Genomic DNA, 13,218 nt, shown 5'->3' on the forward strand with positions numbered 1-13,218 from the left:
TCAAACTCATGAGGTAATAGTTCAAAAGCATACTTTTGTCTTTACCTCGATTTTCATGGTCATTTTTATGACTTTGAGTAGCATTATTTCTCACACCTTTATACACTCTAACTCGGCGACATGATGTGGTTGATGTGCAGTGTAATTTTTGTCTATTTTTCATTCGAAACAAGGTACTCTCAGCCAAACACCGCTCTGTTCGCACAGAATGGACACTCATCTCAAGTGGGTATAATCATACCGAATCTTTCTGATTTAAATTTCTATTTCACCACCTTACTGGAGTGATAAGCGTGAATGAACACCAAGATATGTCGCAACTGATCGCCCCGTTGTCAACCGCGGACGAACACTCTCAGTTAACCCTTTGGAACAATATGGTCGATCAAGGTCTTGACGACAAATCGATCGCGACCGTGCTAGAGGCCTTTCCGGTCGAACAGCGGGTGCGCCTATGGCGTAACCTGTCGTTAGAATCTCACGTCAACGTTTTAACCGAGATGCGTGCCGAAGCGCGGATGTCGATATTAAATGCCCTCTCTGAAGCCGAATTAAAGCTGACACTAAAACGGCTGGATAACCTCGCCTTATTGGAATGGGCGGACTCCCTGCCCGATGACATCGTCAATGAAGCGATGCGTTTGCTCAGCCGTGAGGAACTCGAACTCTATGATCGTGCGATTGAATATGACGATCAACATATTGGTCACTGGGTAGAACAAAAGCTGTTTACTCTACCGTTTAGCATTAGCGTGAGACGCGCGAAAGTATTATTGGAAACCGACCAACAAGAGACACCAAGGTATGTCTATTTGATTAATCGCGCCAAACAATTTAAAGGCTTGGTGCTCTACAGTGACATCATTCGTGCCCCAGAAGGGACCTTATTAAAAAGCTTGAGAAAGGTTCAAGTGACCACGTTAGATGCCCACCAAAGTTTAGCGGACGCGGTTGACGCCATAGAGTATTCGGATTACCCCGTCGTTCCCGTCCTAGGTGACGAGAATAAATTGATTGGCCATGTGGATTGGCGCTTTGCCTTAAGCACTCAACGCGAGCAATACGAGGCACGTTTAATGGCAGGGACAGGTTTGGATGAAAATGACGACCTGTTTGCCCCCATACTTAAGGGCACCAAAAAACGCGGCCTCTGGTTAGGCATCAACTTGCTGACCGCGATTCTCGCGTCGATCACCATCGGCTTGTTTGAAAATGTCATTACTCAAGTCGTCGCTTTAGCTGTCTTAATGCCTATCGTCGCCTCAATGGGCGGCATCGCAGGGAGCCAGACACTGACCTTAATGATACGCGGAATGGCATTGAATCAAGTGACTCCGGGTAACCGGTGGGCGCTATTACGTAATGAAATTGGTATTGGTGTGATTAACGGGGTCATATGGGCGGCCATCATTGGTGGTTTGGCTGGCTTATGGTTTAGCTCGCTATTGATCGGCTTGACCATCGCCTTAGCCATTTTAGTCAACATGGCAACCGCGGCGTTCTTTGGTGTTATGATCCCTATCCTTTTACATAAATTAAAATTGGACCCCGCCTTAGCCGGTTCAGTCGTACTCACCACCATGACTGACGTGATTGGATTTTTCGCCTTTTTGGGAACCGCCAGCTTAGTGATGCTGTAAGCCATCTCGATACCATAAGGCAATCAATCCGGTATCCACAAAAAAGCACAGACAACGTCTGTGCTTTTTTACTTTACCGTTTATGGCGCGACCGCTTGTCGCAACAATCGAACTGCCCTCTATCTAAGCGGCTTTGGACGATGACGAAGCATAAATGGATTTGTTGATGGCCTCGTCGACTTCCTCAATTAACGCTTGATGCAACGCCTGCACAGCACGACCATACTCTTGCGCTTTGACAATAAATTGAACATTCACCGTGCGTAATGTTGAGTGGGCAGAAATCAGCTCGATATCGTGTTTTGCCAATGCTTGAATCCCACTGGCTAATAAGGGACTGGTTTCTAAGCAAGCGCCGATGGCGGAAATAATCGCCACCGGTAACACCGACACCGTCGCGTGCGGATAGGCCGATTGCGCGGATGAAATCACCTGATCAATCGCTTGCTGTGAACCACTTAAAAAGTAAGTAATTGAATTAGCATTCATTTCTTTACTGATTAGGTGCACACCGTATTCCGCAATATCGGCCCCAATGTGCGCCGCCACATCTTCAAAGCGCCCGACTAAGGTTTGGTCAAAAAAGTGCAATGCATAAGCATTCTCTTGGCCCGCAATGATTTCAACCCGAGGAGGCTGAACATCAAATTGGTCCGTAATACTGGTCCCCGGATGATCAGGGTCAAACGTATTCTTAACCACCAGCTCAATGCCTTGCTCACGTAAACCGGCAGCGGCATTGGGATGAATCGCCTCCATACCCAAACACGCTAACTGGTCCGCAACATCATAATTGGTTTTTCCCATCACCCGTACACGCTCCATTCCCACCAATTTGGGATCGGCACTGCTTAGGTGAAACTCCTTATGAATAATGGCTTTTTTAGCATGCAACAACGAGGCAATACGGCTAAATGTCATCTCGCTATATCCTCGATCGTACGTATCCATCAGCCCTTCTTCGCATTGCGTATAGCCAGTCACAATCGGCAACGTGTTCGAAAGATCAATCGCTTGAAACGCATGTTTAATCTTATCATCGAGCGGTAATGCATCGTCTTGCTCCCAGCCGGACAAATCAATAAACACCGCATTGATATCGAGCGAACGCAGTTTTAGTACCGTATTGAAGGCACTGTGCACTTCACCCAGCGCCGCAATAAATTCGCGGATTTGGGGTAGGTATTGCTCGAGTGAGAATTGACCATACTGACAAGTGGTCAGGATATGCTGAATACATTGTTTCGTATCATCTAAACGACCATTGATAAACTCATCGGCCTCTTGACGCAACATCGGGTCAGCAAAAATATTATCGTTAATCAGTAATAAACGATCTCGCAAGTCTTCCAGCGCACTTTCCCACGCTTCATCTTGCTGCTCCACCAAACGGAAAATACCAGGTTGAGCGGTTTTTTTACATTCTAGAAGCGCATCGGTAATCCCAGCAAAGGCAGAGACGACAAAAATACGCTGATATACATTCTTCGGCTTTAATAAAATATTATCTAAAACGGCGTCAAAGGCCGCCATTGATGTACCACCGATTTTTTCTACGGTGTGTGACATGAGAATTCTCCTTTAATGATTGCATGAAGGTAACATCATTTCCTGATGTCCACTCAGTCAACCAAAGGGTAAACGCCATCTTTATCGTGAGTTTCGGCCCCGGTCAGTGGCGGGTTAAACACGCAAGCCATCACCATATCCGCTTTCTTATTCGCACGCAGATAATGCTCATCATGTTTATCGAGTACGTATAATGTGCCGGGTTGGATTGGATACGTTTCGCCGTTGACCACCTCAATGCTGCCTTCACCGGAAATACAATACACCGACTCCAAATGGTTTTTATAATGAATATGGGTATCCGTTCCCTTATAAATGGTCGTGATATGAAATGAGAATCCCATATTGTCGTCTTTAAGTAGCATACGGGTACTTTCCCACGTTTTCGCTACAACACGACGCTCACTACGCTCACATTCTTGTAATGTTCGAACAATCATCGTTATCTCCCTATTTAATTATGAGGCTTTCTTCATGAGTGTCGGTGCGACATTTGCCACCGCGCGAGTAAATAGATTGAGTCCTTGAGCAAGCTCAGCTTCACTGATGGTCAATGGACAAAAGAATTTAATCACTTCGTCTTCTGGACCCGCGGTTTCAATAACCAAACCTTGTTTGAAACACGCGTCGGTAATCCGCTCTGCCATGTCGCCATTTTTACACTCGATCCCTTGCATCAAACCACGCCCTTTATGAGCGACAAAGAGGTCAGCATAGCTTTTCAGGTGATGCTGAATGGTCTTATTAACTTGCTCACTGCGCGCTTGGATATGGGTCGTGAGTTCATCATTTTCCCAGTAAGTTTCTAACGCTTTTGCTCCCGTTACAAAGGCGTGGTTATTGCCACGGAAGGTGCCGTTGTGCTCGCCTGGCTCCCATACATCGTATTGCGGTTTGTATAAAACAATGGCAAGCGGCAATCCATAACCACCAATGGATTTTGATAGCGTGACAATATCCGGCGTAATGCCTGCAGGTTCAAAACTGAAGAATGTGCCGGTTCGTCCACATCCAGCCTGAATGTCATCGACAATCAATAAGATTTCGTTGGCCTTACACAGTTTTTCTAACCGTTGTAGCCAAGCGTTTGACGCGACATTGAGTCCCCCTTCCCCTTGCACGGTTTCTAGAATAACCGCAGCAGGTTTGTCTAACCCCGATGACGCGTCCGCTAGCATCGTTTCAAACAGGGCCAAACCATCGACATCCGCATAACCGTCATAAGGTAGCCGTGTGACACCATTTAAATCCATACCCGCGCCGCCGCGATGGTGAGAGTTACCAGTGACAGATAACGCGCCATAGGTACATCCATGAAAGCCATTGGTGAACGAAACAATGCTATGTCGCCCAGTCACCTTACGCGCTAACTTCATTGAGGCTTCGACGGCATTGGTACCGGTGGGCCCAGTGAACTGAATTTTATAATCTAACTGGCGTGGAGATAAAATATACCGCTGCATTGCACTGAGAAAGTCGGCTTTGGCTTCGGATTGAAGATCCAAGCCATGGGTCAGGCCATCTTTGTCAATGTAATCAAGTAAAGCTTGTTTCAGTATTGCGTTATTATGTCCGTAGTTCAAAGCCCCAGCTCCGCTTAAAAAATCGATGTAAGCTTTGCCATCTTGGGTATACAACCAACACCCTTTCGCTTGAGCGAAAGTCACAGGGAAATGAGTGGCATAAGACACGACGTTGGATTCTTTTTGCTTAAAAATATCCATAATGAACGATTATTCCTTATCAGTTAATGATGATTTCAGAGGTATGCGATACAAGTACTCCGTATCATGCTCTCCTTGGAAGTGACGCGCCGTATCAAGAAACGTGGTCACTTCTCCGTCTTCGCCCATTTCACGATCGAGTTTTTGAAACAAACGCCAAGAACCTTGGTTATCATTGGTTATTGTGGTTTCTAAATACTCAACATCACTGACACTCTCACGCTGCAATAACGTGCTCAGCATGCGATACGCCAAACCTTGACCGCGGGCGTCAGGATGCACCGCCACTTGCCATACGAATAACGCATTGGGTTCACTTGGCTTTCGATAGGCAGAAATGAACCCAACACATTGCTCATGCATTTCAGCAAGAATACAAGTGTTGGCAAAATGGGACGCTTGGAGAAAATTACAATAAGCCGAGTTCTCATCGAGAGGCGGACAGAGGGCAATCAGTGCATGCACCGTACTACCGTCTTCACGACTAGGAGCTCGTAACACCCAACTATTTTGAGCGCTATCTATCCAGTTCGGACATGCTGTCCATGCTGTTTGTATGACCATATCGCCTCCCGCGATGACTAAAATTTCGAACTCTAAACAAATTGTCTTTATAACTTATCAAAGTAATTCGGAATTGCAACATGATATTGATCGCAAAAAATCACATAAAAACATAATACATTGATTTAAATAAAAATAAATTAATAGATAACAATATTCACATTAGAGTACAAATGTTTTGAATCATAAACATAACAGAATTCCCTAATCCTCACTTAGTCCGATTAGATAAGTTTTTTGTCACTAGCATTTTTACATTAATTCGCATTACGCATTTTCATTTTGCAAAGACATTATGAAAAATCAGACCACACAGTGCCAAAACCCCCTTTAAATGCGTGATTTCGTTCCCAAATGGCATTTAAAAGTTGGCACACATAATGCATTAATAAAAGTGACCTTTATTAAGCCGAAGGTCACCTAGCCAACTGACGTTGTTAGTGAATACAATTTGTTCACATATTTATAAGCCAATCGTACCTTACGGTTGGCTCTTTTTTTATGTGGGAAAATAAGAAGGGATAACGAGGAAAGGCTGAATGGACAACGCATCATGTGAGTCTTCCCCACATGATAGCGTCGCTTACTATTAATCGTTGAGGGCTAATTCAATCACAAAAGTATTTTGATGATTAGAGCGTGGTAATAAACGTACATTACCATGATGTAAACGGGCAATGTCTCGTGTGATCGACATACCTAAACCCGCCCCATCGCCACGTTCTGTATTGGCGCGATAAAAGTTATCAAACAGTTTATTACGCGCGTCTTCTGTCAGATCTGGGCCCGTATCACTGACAGAAATCACAATGTGCTTGTCGGTACGCGTCACACCCACGGTGATCTGTGAACCATTTCCCGAATAACGAATCGCATTATCAATCAGATTGGTGAACAAAATACGCAATAACGCGGTATCCCCTTGAATGACCTGAGAGGAGCCATCCAGTGAGAGCTCTTGTTCTCGCTTAAGCGCCATCGGAGCGATATCGGCTAAGACCGCTTGTAGCAGCGGATACACATCGATGGATTCAAAGGCAATGCCGTTGACACTCTCGACACGTGCTAACATCAGCAATTGCTGTATTAATCGGTCAGTACGATCAATACCAGACAAGATATTATTTAACGAGTTTTTAAGGTGGGTTGTATCTTGGCTTGCCAAGGCATTCTCGGCGTTAAGACGTAAGATCGTCAATGGTGTTTTCAGTTCATGCGCGGCCATGCGCGTAAAACGCTTTTCCCTTGCCCAAGCACTTTCTAATTCCACCAATAAACGATTCAGTGCTTCTACTAGCGGTGTCAGCTCTTGAGTCGCTTGGGGGACTTCAATCTGGTCGAGCTTATCAATACTGCGTTCGCGAATAGACTCTCGTAAATCCGTTAATGGTGAGAGCAATTTGTTGATGAGAATCACCATCAACACCGCCAAACAAGGAATCAAAATTAACTGCGGTAACGCGGTGGAAAACGCTAAATCGTTCATCATTTCATGACGTATCGCTTGCTTCTCAGCCGTTAACACATAATCTTCACTGTTCACTAAGGGAAGCTGAAAATAGCGCCATGTCGTTCCATGCGCCTTGAGATACCCGAATCCTTGAAACTCGGCACTCTTGCTGAGAGGACCGATTTCGGGAAGTGAACTCCACAATAACCGCCCTTCTCGATAGTATTGAATCACTATCTTGCGTTCATAAGGGTGGCCGTATTTGGTGGGGTCTTCGCCGCCGTTGGCTTTCGAATTGCGATCAAGCTGGCCCATCCAGTCGGTCAGTTGTTTCTTCGACGCTGGGGTATCGAGGTGGGCAATCACTGGCGGTAAGCTCAATAACGCCATTTTGGCTTCCTGCCCCAAACGAGCATCATAAACTTCGCGGATCTCATGCCGAGAACCGAGGTAACTGAAGACAAGCGACACTAAGATCAAGCAGCTCGCCAGCAAAACGACTGACCACGTCAGTCGCTTTTTGATCGAAAAGCCATTCGGCGATTTATTTTTCAATGATATATCCTACACCGCGAATATTTTTGATGAATTGTTGCGGCATTTTTTTACGTAAATTATGAATATGGACTTCAATGGTCTTTTCGTTGGCCGTATCATCCCACCCATGTAATGACTGGGAGAGCTGTTCTTTACTCAAAACGCGTCCCGCTGAGGTCATTAATGTCGCCAACAGTTTAAACTCATTGTTCGTGAGTTTCAGTCTATTTTGCTGATACGTTGCGGTCTGCTCCGATAACGATAGCACCAAATCACCGATACACAGATTGGTTTCACAATACCCCGACTGACGCCGAATGATCACGCGCAAACGTGCCAACAACTCTTCTAACGCGAACGGTTTAACGAGATAATCATCCGCACCACCATCCAAACCTTTGACACGATCTTCAATATCATCCCGTGCGGTGAGGATCAGGATGGGCAGGGTATGTCCCGCACGACGGACACGGCGCAACACCTCCAGCCCATCAATATCGGGTAAGGTTAAATCAAGCACAATCGAAACAAACTGCTCGGTTTTTAACACCATCTCGACATCTTTGCCTTTTTCAATCCAGTCCGTGGTATAGCCGGAGCGATTTAACGCTTCCACCATGGATTGCCCAAGCAACACATCATCTTCTACAAGTAATAAACGCATCACTGCTCCAACTGTTTCAGTTTTTTCGATATTTCTTTTTGTCGTTCTTGATCCGCCAACGGTCTATCCGCTCTCGCTGGGGCCTGCTGCGCCCGTTTAAAATACGCAATCGCCTGTTGGTCTTTACCTTGGTCGACTAAAAAATCCCCATAAAAATAATTGGGATCAATGCCCTGTGGATTAATCGCTAAGGCTTTTTTCAGCATTGTTTCAGCCATATCGTCATCGCCAAAACCAATCGGCCACCCTGGTACTTTATAGTATAGCGAACCGAGTGTCGTGTAGGCAGAACCATTCAGTGTGGTGGGATCGGTTTTGATCACCTCTTCCAATAACGCTTTGGCTTTTTTCACATAAGACAGTGCGCCCAATCCCCCTTTTGCTCCCGCAAGAGAGGCATTGTTAATGGCCAACCACACTTTCAAATCGCTGCGTTGCGGTGCTTGCGCCGTCGCCTGCTGATTATCCTTAATCAAGTGTTCAAAACAGGCTTCCTGCGTATCACTATCTTTAATTTTATACTGACACTGAGCCCAGCGGTGCTGAATCGAGCGTAATGGATCCATCGTCGCCGCGTTGACAGAACTGGCCGCCAGCATGCTCAGTGTCATCGTCGTAAAACAAGTGAGTATAGAATTATTCATGCGCATAATGACATCCTAATTTTCTTGATGGCGACGTTGAATAAAACGCGCGATCGTCTGTTGATGTTTTTTTAATTCCCGACTCACAAGAGAGGGAAACCACTGATTAATTTTCACAAACCACTTTTCAGGTGATCCAATCCAGCGCTGCGCGATCTCTTTTTTCAGCACTTTGCGAACATGCTGCGCCACCACAATCGGCGGATCGCTCTGGTTGCCAAGTTCGGCGTTCATTTGTTCGACCAGCGATGAGTTAAGTGAGGTTGACGTTGTCCTTGGTGCGAGGTACAAGACTCGAATCCCTTCTCCCTGTAATTCACGATCGAGGGCTTCGCTAAACCGATGCAAACCCGATTTGGCCGCGCAATAACTGCTGTAACCTGGGTGTCCAATCGAGCCGAGTGTCGAGCCAATATTGAGTATAATACCGGGCCGATTGAGCCATTCTAACGATGACTGTGCCAATAAGATCGGAGACGTCAAATTAAGAAATAATTCATCACTCACTTCACGCGGTTGACGGTGTGATAGCCAGTCAAATTGATTATATCCCGCATTGTTAATCACCACATCAATTCCGCCAACCTCTGTGATGGCTTGAGCCTCGGCCTTAATGGTATCTAACCCAGCAAAGCTCGATAAATCGGTCACAATAATTTGATGGTAATCGCTGTACATGAGGCGCGTTTTCAAGGACTCCAATTTCGCTTGCGAGCGTCCAACTAAGACGAGCTTAGCCCCATGCTCAGCAAGATGATCGGCAATCGCACTGCCAATACCGCCACACGCGCCCGTGATCAAAATACGCTTATTCGCTAAATCCATCATGATCTCCTACTGCGTCGCAACGTTATCAGTCAGCTCACGCAGCATGCCTGCGTATAACTGGAACACCATATTCGCGCTATCAATGATGACGGCTTGGTCTTGAGGATCGCTAATCCGATTCATCAATGATTCAAAAAATTGAATGTGGTCTTGGTCGAGCTCACTGTGCGATTTGAGATAGCGCATCGCCTCATCAGGCAAGCCTAAATGCGTTTGAATTAATTGCGCCATCGCGCCGCCCGTGGAGACGCTGGTGCCTTCTAACACCCAAACCATACCGAAAAGCGCCAACGGGTTACCGCGATCAATGTGATGATAAAGATACGCAATCATCAGCTCGATTGACGTGCACACTTTGCCCGCACCACGGTTATGTCGGACATCATCGTCATTGCCACCACAAGCAGCAATGTCGGCAAGAATCCATTCTTGATGACCCATTTCTTCACGAATGTACTCACCTAATGCCGCACGTAACCATTCATAATCGACGGGCAAACGTCCACCGCACGCCATCAACAACGGTACCGTGTGTTTCACATGGTGATACGCTTGCGTGAGAAAAGCGGTATATTGTGATAATTGAATATGACCTTGCTGACAATCTGCAAAAATAGGCGCCGAGAGCAGCGTTTGCTGAGCTTGAGCGGTATCGCGATTCAATTGTTCGAAAAATGTAGACATATGATAATCCTTATTGGCCAATTGTAATGATGCTGTGTCTTTGGTCATTGGCCCATTGTTCAAAATTGGGGCGAAGCGGTTTGCCATTCGCCGTCCATAACGGTCGATCTTGGGGGTAGTCTGCAAGACATAAGCAGTGCTTAAGTTGTGCGTAATCGGGTAAGCCTTGGTTTAACAAGCGAAGATCGCGCATAACATCCGCCGGAGAGTCATGCACCACCACTGCAGTGAGTGACTTTTCCCCATCGCCAACCACCACCAACGAACGCAATGAGGCAAAGCCATGCGCTTCGGCCTCGACCCACTCCGGCGAGACGTTACGCCCATATGCGGTGATTAATTGGTTTTTCACGCGCCCAGTAATCGTGAGATAACCGTGCTCATCCAACTGCGCGAGATCGCCAGTGGCAAGCCATTGCTCGGTAAACGGTTCGCGGATGTAACCTAGGGCAATATTGCCTGTGACCCATAGCTGTCCTTGTTCATCAATGCGAACTTGTTGATGTTCCAGCACTTGACCGGCGGAATCGATCGACGTATGCGTCGGCGTGTTCACGCTGACAACGGACGCGCATTCCGATAATCCATATCCTTGAAACGCCGGTAGACCGAGACGGTGAGCCTGAGCCATCACGGACGACGAGACGCGCGCGCCCCCAACGGCGATAAACTGAAAACACCGACCTAACTCTGGCGTGCGCTCGACCAGCGCGACTAACACTTCAAGCAGCGCTGGCGTTAATACGACGCTGCTCGGCCGATGCGTCGCTAACGCCGTCGCAAACGTGGCTGGGTCGAATTGACTTGACCCCTTCAAGCCAACCTGCGCACCTGACAACAACACACTTGATTGCCCGAGTAAGAGCGGCACATAAATCGCGGTAATATTTTCTAGGAGCGTCGCCAAAGGCAAGACGGCTAGGTGCGCCCCATTGTTCACCGTCGGCCTCACAACATTCGCCAACGACTGGCTAACGCGATATAGGTTATCGGCACTAAGACAGACCCCTTTCGGTTGTCCGGTTGAACCAGAGGTAAACGTAACTTTGCATGTCTCTGGGAGCAGTTCACTTTGCTCACTGGCAATCCGCATAGCCGACAGGCCATATATCGGGGCGATAGACTCAATACCATGCCCCGTAAGATCGTTGACATGCCAGTCACCGATAAGGAGGTCAGCGCCGCTGTCACTGAGAAGATGGGCGACTTGCGAATCAGAGAAAAAATGAGGGACAGGCACCAACACGACATTCGCAAGTTGCGCTGCGATATCGATCACCGCCCACGGTAATCCGTTCTGCTCTCGCAAGGCGATACATCTACAGCCGAGCGCTCTCAGTCTCTGTGAGACGTCATTGGCGTGCTGCCAAAATTGTTGATAGCTTAACGTGGCTAACTCACCATTTAATACGCCAGTAAAGGCAACCTCGTTCGGCTGAGCTCTCACGACGTGTTCAATTGCTTTTAATAATACGTTCATAAATACAGGCCTCGACGTGCTAACCGTTGTTCCAATTGCTCGATGCCAACGGATAAATCTCCCGCCATAATCCGCGGACAATGGTCGTAGTAGGTTCCCCAGATTCGAGTCGAATCGGGAATGCACACGGCTTGTGCTGGTGCCAAAATGGTCGGCTCTAACCCGAAACGACGCAACATGGCAAACAGGGGATCGGTGGCGGTAAAAATGCCCCAACGGTACCCATCCGCCATCAACGCTTGCAGCACGAGATAAAAATGCTGCAACGAAAAACCATGAGAAAAGGAAGCCAGTTGACCGAATTCCACCAGCTTATCGCGCTCAACCTGAGTGCCCAATTTGTCGGCTAAAATACGGTCCGCGGGTTGCGGCAGATATTGCTCAAGAAACAAAGCGTCATGTTGTGCACGACGAAATCCACATACAGATTGAATGTCATCATTGGCATCCAACATCACTAAAAATTCCGGCATAAATTCTTGTAAATCGGCATGGAATGCGGCGGCGTAACGCTGAGATACGTAGTGCTCGACTTCGGTTCGCCGCTCATGGTCAGCATCAATACGGTGTAAATTAAGGCGTTTCAATACCGTTAGTGGCTGCATAAATACCGCTCCTCACTCTGGGAATACTTAAGAGAGTAAAGCGGTTAACTTAAGAGAAGCTTAAGAAAACAAAAATAATGGATGAGGCAAAATAAGTAGGCAGATTGGCATGAAGCAGAAACAAAAAACGCAGCCCAATGGCTGCGTTGACTCGATGACCCAACCTCACTAGGTGAGGCGGTGTTACTTGTACCCGATTCCCATGATCACAGGACGTAGCTGCTCACCATCGGGAATAGAAAAAGCGTGTTGTACTGCGACATCATGAAAGCCAGCCTGCTCCATCATTTGACGAGCTTGGCTATGAGGCATTTCCCCCTCGGCAATGGCATCTTCAGCTAACCAATCCCAATGAATGAACACCCCGCCTTCTTCTAGTAACGAGTGAATAATCGACATGGATTCAGGACGATTGGGGAGATAAGCGCATACCGACGACGCCACAATCAGATCAAACTGTTTACGAAAAGCGGGATGCTGGGCGACAAGCCCACGGGATAATTCGTCCACCACTGGCTCAACATTACTCAACGCTTTTTTATCCAGCTCTTCAATCATGGATTCCGAGCCATCCAACGCCACGACGTCCTTCGCATGAGCGGCCATATACTGTGTCAGTAGGCCTGTCCCACAACCAAAATCTAAGACATGCTTTCCGGAGAGGTCAATCATCTCTTTAAGTTGTTGAAACGCATTATGCGCAAAGGCAGTAATGGATGTCGCTTGTTCCCACTCTGCTGCGTATTGATCCCAGTTATACGCCATTGTGGCCTCCGTGTTACGTTTTGCATTCAGGCAATATTGCTAGAATAAACCAAAACCAGAGAAA

At 47.0% G+C, this 13,218-nt stretch carries 13 protein-coding genes; 1 reads left to right on the top strand and 12 read right to left on the bottom strand.

Annotation, left to right across the window (positions count from 1 at the left end; all coding sequences use genetic code 11):
• Window positions 1–293 precede the first annotated feature (293 nt).
• Window positions 294–1,640, top strand: a complete 1,347-nt coding sequence (locus EAE30_RS02680) for a magnesium transporter (protein WP_123014541.1) — start codon at window positions 294–296, stop codon at window positions 1,638–1,640.
• A gap of 123 nt (window positions 1,641–1,763) precedes the next feature.
• On the opposite strand, the gene EAE30_RS02685 is transcribed toward EAE30_RS02680, so the two are convergent.
• The 12 genes from EAE30_RS02685 to EAE30_RS02740 all read right to left on the bottom strand — a co-directional run bounded on the left by EAE30_RS02685 (window position 1,764) and on the right by EAE30_RS02740 (window position 13,154).
• Entirely contained in the window at window positions 1,764–3,209 is a 1,446-nt protein-coding gene (locus EAE30_RS02685; protein ID WP_123014542.1) for an aspartate kinase, read from the bottom strand.
• A 53-nt stretch (window positions 3,210–3,262) separates the two neighbouring features.
• Window positions 3,263–3,649 carry an ectoine synthase gene (locus tag EAE30_RS02690; RefSeq protein ID WP_123014543.1) on the bottom strand — a complete coding sequence of 129 codons (387 nt, stop codon included), beginning with the start codon at window positions 3,647–3,649 and terminating at the stop codon, window positions 3,263–3,265.
• Between the two features lie 18 nt (window positions 3,650–3,667).
• Window positions 3,668–4,933, bottom strand: coding sequence for a diaminobutyrate--2-oxoglutarate transaminase (gene ectB / locus EAE30_RS02695; protein ID WP_123014544.1), 1,266 nt, complete (start codon window positions 4,931–4,933; stop codon window positions 3,668–3,670).
• 9 nt (window positions 4,934–4,942) lie between these two features.
• Window positions 4,943–5,497, bottom strand: coding sequence for a diaminobutyrate acetyltransferase (ectA, locus tag EAE30_RS02700; RefSeq protein ID WP_123014545.1), 555 nt, complete (start codon window positions 5,495–5,497; stop codon window positions 4,943–4,945).
• 589 nt (window positions 5,498–6,086) lie between these two features.
• Complete coding sequence (locus tag EAE30_RS02705; RefSeq protein WP_123014546.1) at window positions 6,087–7,502, bottom strand: ATP-binding protein; 1,416 nt, start codon at window positions 7,500–7,502, stop codon at window positions 6,087–6,089.
• Entirely contained in the window at window positions 7,492–8,148 is a 657-nt protein-coding gene (locus EAE30_RS02710) for a response regulator (protein WP_123014547.1), read from the bottom strand. Before EAE30_RS02710 ends, EAE30_RS02705 begins: the two co-directional genes overlap by 11 nt.
• Window positions 8,148–8,792 carry a tetratricopeptide repeat protein gene (locus EAE30_RS02715; RefSeq protein WP_123014991.1) on the bottom strand — a complete coding sequence of 215 codons (645 nt, stop codon included), beginning with the start codon at window positions 8,790–8,792 and terminating at the stop codon, window positions 8,148–8,150. The genes EAE30_RS02710 and EAE30_RS02715 overlap by 1 nt, the downstream gene beginning before the upstream one ends.
• A 15-nt stretch (window positions 8,793–8,807) precedes the next feature.
• Window positions 8,808–9,617 carry an SDR family oxidoreductase gene (locus tag EAE30_RS02720; RefSeq protein WP_123014548.1) on the bottom strand — a complete coding sequence of 270 codons (810 nt, stop codon included), beginning with the start codon at window positions 9,615–9,617 and terminating at the stop codon, window positions 8,808–8,810.
• A 9-nt stretch (window positions 9,618–9,626) separates the two neighbouring features.
• Window positions 9,627–10,304 carry an iron-containing redox enzyme family protein gene (locus tag EAE30_RS02725; RefSeq protein WP_123014549.1) on the bottom strand — a complete coding sequence of 226 codons (678 nt, stop codon included), beginning with the start codon at window positions 10,302–10,304 and terminating at the stop codon, window positions 9,627–9,629.
• Window positions 10,305–10,314: 10 nt separating this feature from the next.
• Window positions 10,315–11,784, bottom strand: coding sequence for an AMP-binding protein (locus EAE30_RS02730; protein WP_123014550.1), 1,470 nt, complete (start codon window positions 11,782–11,784; stop codon window positions 10,315–10,317).
• Complete coding sequence (locus tag EAE30_RS02735) at window positions 11,781–12,389, bottom strand: thermostable hemolysin (protein WP_123014551.1); 609 nt, start codon at window positions 12,387–12,389, stop codon at window positions 11,781–11,783. Before EAE30_RS02735 ends, EAE30_RS02730 begins: the two co-directional genes overlap by 4 nt.
• A 183-nt stretch (window positions 12,390–12,572) precedes the next feature.
• The gene (locus EAE30_RS02740) at window positions 12,573–13,154 is read right to left on the bottom strand and encodes a class I SAM-dependent DNA methyltransferase (RefSeq protein ID WP_123014552.1); all 582 of its coding nucleotides are present in this window, start codon (window positions 13,152–13,154) and stop codon (window positions 12,573–12,575) included.
• Between the last annotated feature and the right edge of the window lie 64 nt (window positions 13,155–13,218).

Source organism: Vibrio zhugei (genome assembly GCF_003716875.1).
Taxonomy (GTDB): domain Bacteria; phylum Pseudomonadota; class Gammaproteobacteria; order Enterobacterales; family Vibrionaceae; genus Vibrio; species Vibrio zhugei.